A 15,467-nucleotide genomic window follows, 5' to 3' on the forward strand; every position below is an offset into this window, starting at 1 on the left:
CGGCCAGCTAATCGCAGCCCGCGTCGGCGTCAATCACCCTACCCCGCCACCGCGCGCAGCAGCCGCTTGCGGGCGGCGGGAATCGCCTTGATTTCCAGCCCGGTGAAAACGTGCAGCGTGTTCATGGCCCGGTCCACGACCGCATGATCGCTGACCCAGCCGCCCATCAGCAGATATGTCTTCAGCAGCGGCGGCATCCGCAGCATCGCCTGTTTCATGTCAGGCTTGCGCCGCAGCCGCGCGGCAAAGCGGAAGACATCCGGAGCCTTGATCCGCGGCAGGAACCGTTTCGGCCCAAGATGGCGGTCCTTCAGAACGGCAAAGGCATCCAGATAGGCCTCGGTCTCGGTCCCTGTGAAGGACGAACAACCGAAAAGCATCTCGATCCCGTTCTGGTCGACGTAGGCGGTCATCGCCCCCCAGGCCACGCGCAGGATGTCCGGATCGGACCAGTCGGGATGCAGGCAGAAGCGGCCCATTTCGACCATCGGCCCTTCGAAGCTTTCCAGTCCCGACAGGCCATAGAACTGTGCGGAATAGCTTTGTCCGATCTCGGCCCCGCCGGAAAGCGTCAGCAGCCGGAAACAACAGACCAGGGTTCCCGACCGGACGTCCCGCACCAGGACATGATCGCAAAGATCGTCGAAAACATCGACATCAGGGCCACCGGTACGAAAGGCCAGTCCGCGCAGCGCCTGCGCCTCGGCCACGTCCCCGGTTCCCTGGGCAAGCTCTGCCCGGTATCTCCCGCGCGCGAGCGCCGGCATCGATTTGGACCCGATCAGCGCCATGCGAACCTCCGCCCATCAGCACCCCGGTTGCGATCACCTAGGCAGCGCGACGGCATCCCGCAAGTGCGGAATGCCGCAAGGCCCGTGTCCCGGCCGCCGCAACGGCCCCGATCAGTTCGACAGGACAGAACCCGGATCGAAGCTACGCAGGTTGCCCAGCAACTGACGGAAGAAGCCGCTGTTCTCGACACCGGACGAGGTGACACGGCGGGTCAGCGGGATCGCGCGGCCGTCCTTCAGATCGAAGCGTTCGATATTCTGGACTAAGCCGCGGCTGTCGAAGCTGATCGCGACCAGCTGGCGCTTCACCAGTTTCGGCGCCATGGCCCCGTAATAGCGGAACTGCGACTGGACATAGTAATAGCCGCTGTCGTCCAGCACGCCCGACGAAGACGGCGGCCCGACCGTTTCGGCCACGCTTTCGCGGGTGTCGACGCCCACGACGATCTCCTGAAGGTCTTCCTCGGTCGGAACGTAGCCGTGATTCTCGTATCTGGCAGTGCAGCCGGCAACGCCAAGGGCCGCGACCGAGGCCACGCCAAGCAGCATGTGGCGGCGTCGAAGGCCGGCAATGTTGCCCGTCCCGGAGCGGGCCGGCTCGGCCGTCATCGCCCTGGCCGGTCGGCGGTGTCGCGTCGCTGTCATGGCGTGATCCTGCTCTGCCCTTCGTTCGGCTTTCACAGTCCTTAACCAATGCCCCGGCCCGGTTCAAGATTCAACGCCCGCCGGTCCCTGCTTAAGCCTGCCCTTCAAACTTCCTGCAATTGCGCTATGTTGGAAACAAAGGCATACCGGTCGCGTTTCGCCCGGATGACCTGCCCCATCCTTACGCACAGGATGTCTGCCATGACCGCCCGTACCGCCTTCCGCGTCGCCGATCTGCCCCAGCGCAAGGCCACGCCTTTCGAACTGCGCCCCGACAGTGCCACCTGCGCCGCCCTGGCGGCCGAGCTTGGCGTCAGCGGCCTGAGCAAGGTGCGCTTTATCGGCCAGATCGCCCCCAACGGGCCGCGCGACTGGCAGTTGGACGGCGAACTGGGCGCGACTGTGGTCCAGCCCTGCGTCGTCACGCTCGAACCCGTGACCACACGGATCGACACCGAAGTCGTTCGCCACTTTATCGCCGACATGGAAGATCCCGACGGCGCCGAGGTCGAGATGCCCGACGACGAGACTTCCGAACCGCTGGGGCCGGAGATCGACCCCGCGGTCGTCCTGGCCGAGGCGCTTGCCCTGGCCCTGCCGCTTTATCCGCGCAAGGATGGCGCCGCCCTGGGCGAAGCGGTCTTTGCCGCGCCCGGCGTCGATCCCCTGCGCGATACGGACCTGAAGCCATTTGCCGGTCTGGCCGAACTGCGCAACAAGATGACACCCGACAGTTAAAGGTGTAGGCAGGCAGCATCTGCCCGCCACGGCAGATTCGGCTTGCAAGAGTCGCGATTTTTCGTATTTTCGCGCGCTCACGGAGTTTTGGGTTGGACAAGCGCACCATCCCGTCCTAAACGCGCGACACTCTCCCGCGACGCCCGTTCGAATGTCCGTGCCGTCAGGCCGCCCAGCGGCGACAGGCAGGAGACCGAACAGAGGTGCCGGAGGGCCATAGCGCCGAAGGCGAAACGTAAAGACAAGGTCGACAGCGGCAGACCAGGACTACGCCGCCGGCGATACGAGAAGAGACCGCCGAAGGCGACACGACAAGACAGTGCCGAAGGCGACAGTGAAGACAGATACACCGGCGGCCTGGACCGCCTACCGACAACGACAGACGCAAGACCAAGGATCAAGGGTTCAGACATGGCCGTTCATCAGAACAAGGTTTCCAAATCGCGCCGCAACAACCGTCGCGCGCACGATGCACTGGTTGCCGCAAATCCCAACGAATGCAGCAACTGCGGCGAGCTGCGGCGCCCGCACCACGTCTGCCCGTCCTGCGGCCATTACGATGCCCGCGAAGTCGTGGCGATGGCTGACGAAGTCGAGCTGGACGAAGACGCGGCATAAGGTCTTGTTTTCGCGCGTCCGCCCTGTCCGCCCTCCCCTTGGATGTGCGGACATGCGGCCGCATCGGGGCCCCGCACGTGCAGGGACGGACGCATGACATCCTCTGCTGAGGACCGTTCGAATACCGCCAGCAGCGATACCCGTCTGCATATTGCGGATGGGGCGATGAAGCGCGTGGTGATCTCGGTCGACGCGATGGGGGGCGATCAGGGCCCGGCCGCGGTTGTGGCCGGTTGTGCCAAGGCCGCCAAGACCCACCCCGAAATGGCCTTTATCCTGCATGGTCCCGAACAGCACCTGAAGAAGCTTGTCCGCGCTAAGCTCAAGCGCCTGGAAGGTCGGGTCGAGATTCGCGATGCCACCGAGGTGGTCCGGATGGAGGACAAGCCCAGCCATGTCATGCGGCACGGTCAGGGCACCTCGATGTGGTCGGCCCTGGATTCCGTGCGCGACGGCGATGCGGCCGTGGCCGTGTCCTGCGGCAATACCGGTGCTCTGATGGCTTCGGCGATGATCCGCCTGCGCAAGCAGAAGGGCGTGAACCGCCCGGCCATCGCGGCGCTCTGGCCCTCGCGCAATCCCCAGGGTTTCAACGTCATGCTGGACATCGGCGCGGACATCCGCGCCGACGCGCAGGACCTGCTGCGCTATGCGGTCATGGGCGCCTCTTATGCGCGCAACGGCCTGGACCTGAAGCGCCCCCGTGTCGGCCTGCTGAACGTGGGCATCGAGGAACACAAGGGCCGGCCAGAGCTTCACGAAGCCCACAGCCTGATCGAACGCTTCGCCGAAGACGGCGGCTATGATTACGCCGGCTATGTCGAAGGCGGCGATATTCCCGGCGATATCGTCGATGTGATCGTCACCGACGGCTTTACCGGCAACATCGCCGTGAAGACCGGCGAAGGCACCGCGTCCCTGTTCGGCGACCTGCTGAAAGAGGCGTTCAAGTATTCGCCGATGTCCCGCTTTGCCTCGCTTCTGGCGCTGACCTCGCTCCGCCGCCTGAAGAAACGCATCGACCCGCGGCGGGTGAATGGCGGCGTGTTCCTGGGCCTGAACGGCACCGTGGTGAAAAGCCACGGAAACGCCGATGCGACCGCTGTCGCAGCCGCTGTCAGGCTGGCTTTCCTTCTCGGACAGACCGGCTTCAACGAAAGACTGGCAGCGCGGGTTGCATCCGCCGCTGCGCTTTCACAGAATGGTGCGAATGCGGGCAATAATGACCCGGATTCGGACAGGAAGCAGGCATGACGCAAAGCTGTATGGTGACGGTGCTATGGTAGTTCGAGCAGTTGTCACCGGGACCGGACACTACCTGCCGGAACGTGTCGTCGAAAATGCCGAGTTCGAAAAGACCCTCGACACCAACGACGAATGGATTCGCGCGCGCTCGGGTATCGAACGCCGCCATTTCGCCGCCGAGGGCGAGACGACCTCGCAGATGGCCACCTGCGCCGCGCGGAACGCGCTGAAGGATGCAGGGTTGCAGCCGTCGGATATCGACGCGATCGTTCTGGCCACCTCGACCGCAGATTTCACCTTCCCTTCCGCAGCCACCATGGTGCAGGCGGAACTGGGGATGGAAAACGGCTTCGCGTTCGACGTTCAGGCCGTCTGCGCAGGCTTTGCCTATGCGCTGGCCAATGCGAATGCCCTGATCATCTCGGGCCAGGCACGCCGCGTGCTGGTGATCGGTGCGGAAACCTTCAGCCGGATCATGGACTGGACCGACCGGTCGACCTGCGTCCTGTTCGGCGACGGTGCCGGCGCGCTGGTACTGGAAGCGCAGGACGGCCAGGGCACGCCCGCCGACCGCGGGATCCTGTCGACCGACCTGAATTCCGACGGGCGCTACAGGGACCTTCTTTACGTCGATGGCGGCGTGTCCACGCAATCCACTGGCGTCCTGCGGATGCAGGGCAACAAGGTCTTCCGCCATGCCGTTGAAAAGCTTGCCAAAACTGCTGAAAAGGCGCTGGAAAAAGCGGGGTTGACCCCGGCCGATGTCGACTGGATCGTGCCGCACCAGGCCAATATCCGGATCATCCAGGGCACCGCGCAGAAAATGGGCGTTCCGATGGAAAAGGTCGTGGTGACCGTTCAGGACCACGGCAATACCTCGGCCGCGTCGATCCCGCTGGCGCTGTCGGTGGGCCGCGAGCGCGGCCAGATCAAGCAGGGCGACATCGTCGTGACCGAAGCGATCGGCGGCGGGCTGGCCTGGGGGGCCGTGGTCATCCGCTGGTAGGCCGAAGACCGCACAACCGACACACGACCCACGCGAAAGACGGCCGGTGCCCTGCGCCGGCCGTGTCGATTCAACTGGTTCGCGCAATTCATTGATATTGACACTGAAATTCCCCCGCCCCTATTGTTCCACCAAACAACGGGGAACAGTATGGGTGAAAAAACTGTCACGCGGATGGACCTGAGCGAAGCGGTGTTCCGCGAAGTCGGCCTGTCCCGCAACGAGAGCGCCCAGCTTGTGGAGAGCATGCTGGAACACATGTCCGACGCGCTGGTGCGCGGCGAGCAGGTGAAGATCTCGTCCTTCGGCACGTTCAGCGTGCGCGAGAAATCGGCCCGCGTTGGCCGCAACCCGAAAACCGGCCAGGAAGTGCCGATCCAGCCGCGCCGGGTGCTGACCTTCCGGCCGTCGCACCTGATGAAGGACCGCGTCGCGGCCGGCAACCGCAAGGATTGAAGACCCCATGGCCAAGTCGCCAGATGCCTTCCGGACCATCAGCGAAGTGGCGGAATGGCTGGGAGTACAGGCCCATGTACTGCGGTTCTGGGAAGGCAAGTTCACTCAGGTCCGCCCGGTAAAACGGGCCGGTGGCCGGCGGTATTACCGCCCGGCCGACATGGTGCTTCTGGGCGGAATCAAGGTTCTGCTGCACGAAGAGGGCATGACCATCAAGGCCGTGCAGAAGATGCTGCGCGAATCCGGCGTGTCCTCGGTGGCTGACCGGTCTCCCCCTCTGGACGACATCCCGACACGGACCGACACCGCTTCCGTGTCCGGTCCCGAAACCGATTCCGACCTGCAAGATTACGAGGACGACGCCGTGGCGAGTGAGCCGGACGAGGCCGACAAGCAGATCTCCTTCGACCTGGGCGCAGGTGCCGCATCGCCCCGCGTGGTCGATACCCGCCCCAAGCCCATCGCCACCACTGCCCCGCACCCCGATGCTGCAGAGGACGAGGCCCCAAGGCCCGCCCGACCGGCCGCGCGCGTCAAGCGCGCCGCCGCGGCCACGGAGGCCCCGGCCGACAATCTGCCACAGACGCCCGACGATGTATCCCAGACACCGCCGGACCCCGCCGACGCACCCGGAAACGACCCGTTGCCGGGTTCGGGAAACACATTGACCGAGGTGGATACCGAAGTCCCCGATACGCTCGCCGCAGCCGAAGAAAAAGAGGCCGGTATCCTTCCGGCCGGGTCCGAATCCGAGCCCGCAGATGACCTCTGGGTCGATGACGAGCCGACCGAGGCGAGTCCCGTCAATGACATGCCCAAGGTCGCTGAGATCGCAGAGGCAGAGGCAGAGGCAGAGGCAGAAGCCCTCTCCCAGGACGAAGACACAGTCGAGGGCCTGCCCGAAGCCGTTCTGACCGCGCCCGACGACACTGAGGTCGAGGAACCGGCCGATTCTTTGGATGCAGCGTCCGGGGAAGAGCCCGTCGAGGCCGATCCGGTCGAAGAAGAACTGGAGGCTGTCGGAGAACAGCCGGAGACCGTGACCATCGAAGAAGAGCCGCTCGAAGACGAGTCGGCCCCCCTTGCGGATGCCACCGAGGACGCGCCTGGAGAAACAGACGCGCCCGAACTGGACACCATCGAGGCAACTGCCGGGGAGGAGGCCGTCGAAGACGAGCCTGAATCGCTTGAGACCGTTGCTTTGGCAGAATCGAAAACCCCCGAAGCAACCGCCGATCGGCCTTCCGAGGAGGACCCGGCCGAGGACGAACTGTCCGAAGATGAACCGGCAGAGGACGATCGCGGACCTCTGACAGCGGCCATAGATGAGGAAGCATCCTCGGATGAGCCCGACGCCCTGGAAGCTGCCACCCGCGACGACCTTGCCGAAGAGCAATCGGCAGAGGAAGAACCCAAAGCTCTCGGCACCGGCGCCGACGAGGACCTGGCCGCAGAGGACCTGACAGAGGACGCGCCGGAAGCTGTCGAGGCCATCGCCACGGGGGAACTTCCGACCGAAAGCCCGACAGAGGATGAACCGGAAGCCATTGCGCTGCCCACCGAGGAAGAGCCGGCTGACGCGGAACTGAAGTCCCTTGCGGTGACGGCTGACGACGCCCCCACCGAAGCGGAGCCGGCGACGCTTGAAGCGACGGCAGATCCGAAGCCCGACGAAGACGAGAAGACAGAGGAAGAATCGGACGTTCCAGAGGCCGTCGCTGAACTGACCTCCGAGGAGGACGCCGCCGAAGACGAGCCGGAAGTGGTCGACATGGAGGCCGGGGAAGATCCTGCGGAAGACGCCCCCATCTACGACGAGCCCGACGCCGTGGAGTTGATCGCAGAGGAAGAGCCATTCGAAGAAGAGCTTCTGGAAGAAGAACCGGAGGCCATCGAAGCGAAGGCAGAGGGCCATCAGGAAGAAGACCTACCGGAAGACGTCGAGGACGAGCCGCAAGAAGACGCGGAAAGGGACACGGGCGATCCGGAACAAGAATCGGTCGATGTCACGGGCGAGGTCCTGCCCGCAGTCGCGATGGAGGCGGTTGCCGAGGAGGCCCCTGCCCCGGAGTTGCCGGATCGCATGGCCGACAGCGCGGCGGGCAAGAATCCGATGGACGATTATCTGGCGGGAATCGAGGCCGCTCCGGGGCCGCTTTCGCGGGTCATAGGGCTGCAGGCAACGGTGAACCTGCCCGTCAGGGAACTGGCGCCACTGGTGCAGGCCCTGCGCGACTGGGTCGACCGGGCGCGGCCGCCGGCCGGATACTGAGGAAACGCCAACGGACGGCAGCGCGGGCAAAGGAAGCGGGAAATCGACCGGACAAAAGACCGGATTTCCCCTTGCCCCCGCAGTCAAAAAGGGTATGAAGACCTCCACGTCGGGCTATGGCGCAGTCTGGTAGCGCGTCCGTCTGGGGGACGGAAGGTCGTAGGTTCAAGTCCTGCTAGCCCGACCAAAAACACCCCGAACACCGCCGATCCGCGGCACGAAGCGGAGGGAATGACGATGACCGGGGTCCTTGCAAATCAGCAGATCGAAGCCCTGATCGCCGGTGGCGCAATTGCCGCCGATCCTCCCGTGATTCCCGAACAGATCCAGCCGGCCAGCCTTGATTTGCGGCTGGGCAACGTGGCCTATCGCGTCCGCGCGTCCTTTCTGGCCGGCGCGGGCCGGACGGTCATGGATCGCCTGGCGGAATTCGAGATGCACCGGATCGACCTGTCGAACGGTGCCGTGCTGGAAAAGGGCTGTGTCTACCTTGTGCCGCTGGCCGAACGGCTGGTCCTGCCCGAAGGCATCTCGGCTGTGGCCAATGCCAAGAGCTCGACCGGACGGCTGGACCTGCTGACCCGTACGATCACCGATGGCGGCGTGGAATTCGACCGGATGCCGGCCGGCTATACCGGCCCGATCTACGCCGAGATCTGCCCGCGGTCCTTCTCTGTCCTTGTGCGTCCCGGGATGCGGCTGAACCAGATCCGGTTCCGCGACGGTCAGGCAGTTCTGTCGGATGACGAGCTGAAGGCGCTGCACGCCGAAATGCCGCTGGTCGCGACCGACGATGCGACGCCTGCCCTAATCAAGGACGGGCTGGGCTTTTCCGTGGATCTGCGGCCTGCGCAGGACGACCTTGTCGGCTATCGCGCCAAGCCCCATGCCGGGGTGATCGACCTGGACCGGATCGGAGCCTATGCCCCGCGGGATTTCTGGGAAGAAATCCGCACCGACCGCGAAAGCATCATCCTGGATCCCGGCGCCTTCTATATCCTTGTCAGCCGCGAGGCGGTGCACATCCCGCCGACCCATGCGGCCGAAATGGCGCCCTACCTGGCGATGGTCGGCGAATTCCGCGTGCACTATGCCGGATTCTTCGATCCGGGTTTCGGCCATGCCGCTGCCGGGGGCACCGGCGCGCGCGGCGTGCTGGAAGTCCGCTGCCACGAGGCGCCCTTTGTCTTGGAACACGGGCAGGTCGTGGGCCGGCTGGTCTACGAACGCATGTCGGAACGGCCCACACGGCTGTATGGCGCCGATATCGCGTCGAACTATCAGGGCCAGGGCCTGAAGCTGGCCAAGCACTTCGCGGCGGGCTGACCGAAACTATTTTCCGAAAGCCTCTGCGGCCTTTTCGCTGGCGATCTGGGCCTGCTTCCGGGCGCGTTTGACCTTGCGGCGGAACTTTTCCGCCTCGAAAGCCAGCGCCTGCTGTTCCTCTTCCGACCTGCCCTCGGCCCCGGCGTTCAGGGCCGCGACAGCGGCGGCGTGCCGTTTCTCGATCTTCTGGGCGCGGCGTTCCGCCTCCTCGGCCTGCAGCTGCAGCTCTGCCGGCGTGACCTCGGCCGCGGGTTCAGAGGCGGGCGGCGAAGGCGGCGGTACGGCAGAAGCTCTGGGCTCGGGATCGGGCAGCGGCACGATCCCAACCTCATCCTGTTCGGGCCTTGCTGCGGCCTTGCCGCTCTTGCCCTTCTTCTTGCCCGACAGCGCATCCATGCCGACGTCCACGCCGGTCTTCACGGCTTTTCTGATGAAAATCGCCATGATCATGTTGATGAGCCGGTTCATGTCCATAAGTTCACTCCCGGATGTCTTGGCCGTTGATGTAACATATCAACCTTTCAATTGCAGGGGGTCGGCAAGCTCTGTTTCGGTCATTCCTCGAACAGTTCGCTCTGACCGTCGCCGGTGGCGTCGTCTTCATCGTCGCTGCCGTTTTCACCGGCGGCCATCGCACCCGGCGGCAGGCGGTTGTCCAGCAGCCCCGCGGCGCGCAGTTCCTTCAGCCCCGGCAGGTCGCGCGCGGTCTCCAGGCTGAAATGGTCCAGGAATTCAGGCGTCACCACGAAGGTCACCGGTCGGCCCGGGGTCATCTTGCGGCGGCCCAGGCGGATCCAGTCCAGTTCCAACAGCTGGTCGATGGTGCCGCGGGACACCGACACGCCCCGGATCTCCTCGATTTCCGCCCGTGTGACGGGCTGGTGATAGGCCACGATGGCCAGGGTTTCGATTGCGGCGCGGGACAGTTTGCGGACCTCGGTCGATTCCTTCTGCATCAGGAAGGCCAGGTCCGGCGCGGTGCGAAAGGCCCAGGCATCGCCTACGCGCATCAGGCGCACGCCGCGGCCTTCGTACCGCTTGCGCAGATAGGCCACCGCCTCGGCCGCGTCGCAGCCATGGGGCATGCGGGCCGCCATGTCGCGCAGTGTCAGCGGATGGGCCGAAGCAAAGAGCATGGCTTCGACCATGCGCTCCTGCTCGCCCATGGGCGGGGCTTCGAACAGGCTTTCGGTTTCCGTGTCCCGTTCGGCCTGCGGCTCCTGGTGTTCGTCGTCAGTCACGTCTGTCGTCCCGCCGCCGCAATTCGATCGGGGCAAAGGTGTCGGATTGCCGGATGTCCAGCTGACCTTCCTTCACCAGTTGCAGTGATGCGGCAAAGGTCGCCGCAGTCGCGGACCGGCGCATCACCGGATCGACCCGCCATCCTTCGGGCAGGAAGGCCGACAGGTCGGTCCATGCGCCCTGGAAGCGGACCAGCCCGCGCATCCGGTCCAGTGCCTGTTCCATCGTGTAGACCCGATCACGGTCCAGCACGAAGGGGCGGAATTCGTCCTTCGTCCGGATCCGCGCATAGGCATGCATCAGGTCCAGAAGAGTTGCGGAATAGCTGACCTTACGCACCCGGGCAACCTCTTCGGCCTCGCCCCTTGCAAAGACGTCCCGGCCCAGCCGGTTCCGCGCCATCAGCTGTGCGGCGGCATCGCGCATCGCCTGCAGCCGTTCCAGCTGGAAGGCCAGGTGGGCGGCCAGTTCCTCGCCCGACGGCCCTTCCTCTTCCGGGTCTGGCGGCAGCAGCAGGCGGGACTTCAGAAAGGCCAGCCAGGCCGCCATCACAAGGTAATCGGCCGCCAGTTCGATCCGAAGCGCCTTGGCCTTTTCGACAAAGGCCAGATATTGCTTGGCCAGCGCCAGGATCGAGATCTTGCGCAGGTCCACCTTCTGGGTCCGCGACAGCATCAGCAGCACGTCCAGCGGACCTTCGTATCCGTCGACATCGACGATCAGGGCCTCGGCCGCGACTCTTTCTGCGACGGAAAGCGGTCGGTCGTCTTCTTCGAATTCCTCGGCGCTCACTGCTCGACCAACACGAGCGCGGCCAGCTCCGCGTCGGCCTCGGCGGGATCGAAGTCGTCGGGGTCGTGGCGCGCGGCGATGGCGCGTTCGGCACGGCGCTGCGCCTCGGGCGACAGCAGGCCCGAGGCCTCGGCCACCTTGGCGCGGTCGGCCAGGGACTGGTTGCAGTAGAGGATCACGTCGCAGCCCGCAGCCAGGGACCGGCGGGCCAGGTCAGCGGGATCGCCGTTCAGCGCCTTCATAGACAGGTCGTCGGTCATGATCAGCCCGTCGAACCCGATATCCTGCCGGATCAGGCGCATCGTGTCCGGCGACAGCGTCGCCGGCAGGTCGTCGATCGCCGCATAGACGACATGGGCCGTCATCCCCAGAGGAAGGTCGTTCAGCGCCCGGAACGGTTCGAAATCGACATCGCTGAGTTCTTCAAGCGGGACATCGACCCGCGGCAGGTCGAAATGGCTGTCGGCAATCGCGCGGCCATGGCCGGGGATGTGCTTGGCCACCGGCAGGACGCCGCCGTCCAGGTGGCCCTGCGCCATCGCACGGCCGTTGGCCACGACGGTTTCGACCGTTTCGCCATAGCAGCGGTTGAACAGGAACGGGTGCGTGTCGGGCTGGGCCACGTCGATCAGCGGGGCACAGTTGCTGTCGATGCCCAGGGCGCGCAGTTCATGCGCGATCATCCGGCCCCGCAGGTAGAAGACGCGTTCGGCCGCGGCCCCCGCCATGCGGGCATGGTCCAGCGGCGGAAACCAGTCCCGTGCCAGGGGCGGGCGCAGCCGCTGCACGCGGCCGCCTTCCTGATCGATGGTGATGGGTGCCTCCCACCCCACCGCTTCGCGCATGTCGCCGCACAGCGCGCGGATCTGGTCCGCACTGTCGACATTGCGCGCGAACAGGATGAAGCCGAACGGGTCGGCCTCGCGGAAAAAGGCCTTCTCGTCCGGGCTCAGCCGCAGACCGTCGGCATCGAGGATCGTTGCACCGTGTCTCATCACACGGGCCTTATAGCCTTAACGCACCGTGACGGGAATACAGGCCGCGCCTTCCGCCACCAGGGCCGAGCAGAAACGGCGTGCGGCGCTCAGGTCGTCGAAGCCGGCTGCCCGCAGGCGATAGAAAGTCCGGCCACCCGAAGACGCTTCCTGGATCACCCGGCCCTTGCCAGCCAGGTAATCGCCGAACTTGCCGTTCAGCCGGTCCCATTCGCTGCGCGCGGCCTGCGCGCTGTCGAAGGCGCCCAACTGGGCCAGACGGGTGCCCGACGGCAGCGAGGCTGCGCTGACGTCGCGGACGTTGGAAGCGGCCGAAACGGCATCGCTGGCCGTCGGCACCGCGACGGGCGTCAGCGACGCTTCCTGAGACATGCCGGCGGGACGCTGGCGCGGACGCAGCGATTGCGACGGCCCCGGGACCGAGGCCGGCAGGACAGTGATCTGCGGCACGGCGGGCAGACCCTCTGCCGCGACCTGACCGTCGGCGTCGGCCTGGGCACGGCTGGTGCCCGACATGGCCGGGACAGTGGTCACGGCGGTCGTTGCACGGGCGGCATCGGCAATGGCCCGGTCGATGGCGGCATCGGTCACGGCCTGTTCGGTCCGTTGCTCGGCCGAGATGTCCTCTTCCTCCAGCGTGGCGGGCGGCGGGGCAAGGACAAGGCGGTCGGCGGTGGGCGCCGCGATGCCGTCGGCAGCGATCGCGTTCACGGCAAGGCCCTGGTAATCGACGGGCTGGCCGCCCGGATCGGCCGGGGCTTCGCGCATCGGGCCCTCCAGCGCCTGAACGACCGGAATGCCGGACACATCGCGGGTCACCACGTCATAGCCCCAGACGGCGACGCCGCCCAGAAGGGCCACCGACAGGACAGCGCCGGCGATGTTGGCCATGGCGCCCAGACGCGGGACCGCGGCCACGACGGCAGTGTCCTGCTCCTCGTCCTCGTAGCCATGGTCGTAGCCGTCGTCATAGGCCGCGTCATAGCCGTAATCCTCGTCCGGCTCGGCATAGCCGTGCGGGTCCTGGTAGCCATGACCGGCTTGCTGGTAGGGATCGCGGTAGGGGTGTGGATAGGGGGCCTGATAAGGATCCCGATCCTGGCGGAACCCGCCCTGCACCCGCGGTGCGGGCGCCGGCTGATAGGCCGGTTCGTGGTAGGGGTCTTGGTAGGGTTCGTGGGCCTGCTGATGATGCTGGGCCGCGGCCGGGTGATAGGCCACCGTGGTATCCCGCCCCGCCGTCAGGGGATCGAAGACCGGGGCCGACACGTGTCCATAGCCCGGCACCTGATCCGCATAGGGTCGCATCGACGGCTGGGGATGTCCGGCATGCGTCTTGGGCGTGCCATCCTTCCAGACCGGCGCCGAAGTGGGACGCGCATACCTGTGGGAAATCCGCGGCCCGCCCGGGGCCGCGCTGTCGTAAACCGCCATGTCCGCCTCATTGCCCGAAGCCCGCCTTATTGACGGTTCATCGGCCTTTTTGTGTTTTTTCGATCGTACTGCCCGGATGACCGGTGGTCTTGGTCCGACGTCACATTTCCTGCGCCGGTTCGACTCCCAAGATACCAAGGCCCGCGGAAATCACAACGGAAACGGCACGGGCCAGCGCCATTTTCGCTTGACTTGTGGCCTCGTCGCCCTCCTGCACGAAACGAAGCGACGGAACTTCGTTTCCACGATTCCACAGACCGTGGAAATCTGCTGCAAGTTCATTGAGATAGAAGGCAATCCGGTGCGGTTCGTGGGTCCGCGCCGCGATTTCGACAAGGCGTGGCCATTCGGCCAGTTTGGCGATCACCTTCAGCTCTGCCTCGTGGTCCAGTCGGCCCAGATCGGCCTTTGCCAGCGCCGCATCGGACATGTCCAGTCCGGCCTCGGTCGCCTTGCGCATGACGCTGGCCACCCGGGCCGAGGCGTATTGCACATAGAACACCGGGTTCTCTCGGCTTTGTTCCAGCACCTTGTCGAAGTCGAAGTCCAGGGGCGCGTCGTTGCGACGGGTCAGCATGACGAAACGGGTGACGTCCGGCCCCACCTGTTCGATCACATCACGCAGGGTGATGAAGGTGCCGGCGCGCTTCGACATCTTGAACGGCTCGCCGTTCTTGAAGAGCTTCACCAGCTGGGTCAGCTTGATGTCGAAGACGACCTTCTCGTCCGCCAGCGCCGCGACGATGGCCTTCATCCGCTTGACATATCCGCCATGGTCGGCGCCGAAGACGTCGATGATCACGTCGAAGCCGCGCTTCACCTTGTCATAATGATAGGCAAGGTCGGGCGCGAAATAGGTCCAGCCGCCGTCGGATTTCTGCACCGGCCGGTCGACATCGTCGCCATAGTCGGTCGACTTGAACAGAAGCTGTTCCCGCGGCTCCCAGTCTTCGTCCGGGGCCTTGCCCTTGGGCGGCGGCAGGGTGCCGTTGTAGAGAAGCCCCAGACCCTTCAGCTCCTCCAGCGTTTTTTCGATCTTGCCGGAGTCGTAGTAGCTTTTTTCCGAGGTGAAGACGTCCATCTTCACGCCCAGAAGCGCGAGGTCGGAGCGGATCTCCTCCATCATCATTGTCGTCGCGATCTCGCGGATCTGGACCAGCCATTCGCTTTCGGGCTTGTCCATCAGGCTGTCGCCGAAGCGCTCTTTCAGCGCCTCGCCCACCGGGATCAGGTAGTCGCCGGGGTAAAGGCCGGCCTCGATCTTGGGCGCCTGGCCATTGGCCTCGCGGTAGCGCTCATAGGCCGAGCGTGCCAGCACGTCGACCTGCGCGCCGCCGTCGTTGACCCAGTATTCGCGGGTCACGTCATAGCCCGCATAGGCCATCAGCCCCGCCAGCGCGTCGCCGAAGACCGCGCCCCGGCAATGGCCGACATGAAGCGGTCCCGTGGGATTGGCCGAGACATATTCCACGTTGGCCGTTTTGCCCTGCCCCACCGCCGACTTGCCATAGTCGGGACCGGCCGCAAGCACGGTGCCGACAAGGGCCTGATAGACGGACGGCGCCAGCCGCAGGTTGACGAAACCGGGTCCCGCGACCTCGGCTTCGGTAATGCGGTCGTCTTCCAGCAGGTGCGCCACCAACGCCTCGGCGATATCGCGCGGCTTCATCTTCGCGGGCTTGGCCAGGACCATCGCGGCATTGGTCGCCATGTCGCCATGCGCCGCATCGCGCGGCGGTTCCACCGTGACATTGTCGAAGCCAATACCTTCGGTCGGCAGCGCGCCGGCGGCCTGCATGGCGGTCAATGCGTCGAGCACGAGGCTCCGGATATCGGTGAAGAGGTTCATGGCGGCGTCCTTTGGGAATGGGCGCGGGTTTAGCATCTGGCCGGGCGGCGTCAATCCG

General features: G+C 65.4%; 15 protein-coding genes and 1 tRNA gene. 8 read left to right on the top strand and 8 right to left on the bottom strand.

Features of this window, described 5'->3' with window-relative positions; all coding sequences use genetic code 11:
* Positions 1-38: 38 nt before the first annotated feature.
* Complete coding sequence (locus tag FQK05_RS02510) at positions 39-791, bottom strand: GNAT family N-acetyltransferase (protein ID WP_233270327.1); 753 nt, start codon at positions 789-791, stop codon at positions 39-41.
* A gap of 111 nt (positions 792-902) precedes the next feature.
* Positions 903-1,340, bottom strand: coding sequence for an outer membrane protein assembly factor BamE (locus FQK05_RS02515; RefSeq protein ID WP_233270370.1), 438 nt, complete (start codon positions 1,338-1,340; stop codon positions 903-905).
* 297 nt (positions 1,341-1,637) lie between these two features.
* Here FQK05_RS02515 and FQK05_RS02520 point away from each other — a divergent pair, with 297 nt between their 5' ends.
* The 8 genes from FQK05_RS02520 to FQK05_RS02555 all read left to right on the top strand — a co-directional run bounded on the left by FQK05_RS02520 (position 1,638) and on the right by FQK05_RS02555 (position 9,097).
* Positions 1,638-2,174 carry a YceD family protein gene (locus FQK05_RS02520; RefSeq protein ID WP_158964261.1) on the top strand — a complete coding sequence of 179 codons (537 nt, stop codon included), beginning with the start codon at positions 1,638-1,640 and terminating at the stop codon, positions 2,172-2,174.
* Positions 2,175-2,585: 411 nt separating this feature from the next.
* The gene (rpmF, locus tag FQK05_RS02525; RefSeq protein ID WP_158964263.1) at positions 2,586-2,792 is read left to right on the top strand and encodes a 50S ribosomal protein L32; all 207 of its coding nucleotides are present in this window, start codon (positions 2,586-2,588) and stop codon (positions 2,790-2,792) included.
* Positions 2,793-2,957: 165 nt separating this feature from the next.
* Complete coding sequence (gene plsX / locus FQK05_RS02530; RefSeq protein WP_233270371.1) at positions 2,958-4,046, top strand: phosphate acyltransferase PlsX; 1,089 nt, start codon at positions 2,958-2,960, stop codon at positions 4,044-4,046.
* A gap of 25 nt (positions 4,047-4,071) precedes the next feature.
* Positions 4,072-5,043, top strand: coding sequence for a beta-ketoacyl-ACP synthase III (locus FQK05_RS02535; RefSeq protein WP_158964267.1), 972 nt, complete (start codon positions 4,072-4,074; stop codon positions 5,041-5,043).
* A gap of 150 nt (positions 5,044-5,193) precedes the next feature.
* On the top strand, positions 5,194-5,499 hold the full coding sequence (gene ihfA, locus FQK05_RS02540; protein ID WP_158964269.1) for an integration host factor subunit alpha: 306 nt from the start codon (positions 5,194-5,196) through the stop codon (positions 5,497-5,499).
* 7 nt (positions 5,500-5,506) lie between these two features.
* Complete coding sequence (locus tag FQK05_RS26460) at positions 5,507-7,771, top strand: MerR family transcriptional regulator (protein WP_233270328.1); 2,265 nt, start codon at positions 5,507-5,509, stop codon at positions 7,769-7,771.
* Positions 7,772-7,881: 110 nt separating this feature from the next.
* Positions 7,882-7,958: transfer RNA gene (locus tag FQK05_RS02550), tRNA-Pro, on the top strand.
* 50 nt (positions 7,959-8,008) lie between these two features.
* The gene (locus FQK05_RS02555; RefSeq protein ID WP_158964271.1) at positions 8,009-9,097 is read left to right on the top strand and encodes a 2'-deoxycytidine 5'-triphosphate deaminase; all 1,089 of its coding nucleotides are present in this window, start codon (positions 8,009-8,011) and stop codon (positions 9,095-9,097) included.
* 6 nt (positions 9,098-9,103) lie between these two features.
* On the opposite strand, the gene FQK05_RS02560 is transcribed toward FQK05_RS02555, so the two are convergent.
* The 6 genes from FQK05_RS02560 to argS all read right to left on the bottom strand — a co-directional run bounded on the left by FQK05_RS02560 (position 9,104) and on the right by argS (position 15,409).
* Positions 9,104-9,565: a hypothetical protein gene (locus FQK05_RS02560; RefSeq protein WP_158964272.1), complete on the bottom strand. Its 462-nt coding sequence runs from the start codon at positions 9,563-9,565 to the stop codon at positions 9,104-9,106.
* Positions 9,566-9,651: 86 nt separating this feature from the next.
* The gene (scpB, locus tag FQK05_RS02565) at positions 9,652-10,263 is read right to left on the bottom strand and encodes an SMC-Scp complex subunit ScpB (protein ID WP_158964782.1); all 612 of its coding nucleotides are present in this window, start codon (positions 10,261-10,263) and stop codon (positions 9,652-9,654) included.
* 67 nt (positions 10,264-10,330) lie between these two features.
* The gene (locus tag FQK05_RS02570; protein ID WP_158964274.1) at positions 10,331-11,131 is read right to left on the bottom strand and encodes a segregation and condensation protein A; all 801 of its coding nucleotides are present in this window, start codon (positions 11,129-11,131) and stop codon (positions 10,331-10,333) included.
* A complete protein-coding gene (gene nagZ / locus FQK05_RS02575) occupies positions 11,128-12,126 on the bottom strand; it encodes a beta-N-acetylhexosaminidase (RefSeq protein WP_158964276.1) in 999 nt (332 codons plus the stop codon). Before nagZ ends, FQK05_RS02570 begins: the two co-directional genes overlap by 4 nt.
* Positions 12,127-12,144: 18 nt before the next feature.
* Positions 12,145-13,560 (bottom strand): SPOR domain-containing protein, encoded by a 1,416-nt coding sequence (locus FQK05_RS25995; protein ID WP_233270329.1) that lies wholly within the window; start codon positions 13,558-13,560, stop codon positions 12,145-12,147.
* 100 nt (positions 13,561-13,660) lie between these two features.
* Complete coding sequence (gene argS, locus FQK05_RS02585) at positions 13,661-15,409, bottom strand: arginine--tRNA ligase (RefSeq protein ID WP_158964278.1); 1,749 nt, start codon at positions 15,407-15,409, stop codon at positions 13,661-13,663.
* Positions 15,410-15,467: the final 58 nt, after the last annotated feature.

The sequence above is a fragment of the Chachezhania sediminis genome, assembly GCF_009765275.1.
Classification (GTDB): domain Bacteria; phylum Pseudomonadota; class Alphaproteobacteria; order Rhodobacterales; family Rhodobacteraceae; genus Chachezhania; species Chachezhania sediminis.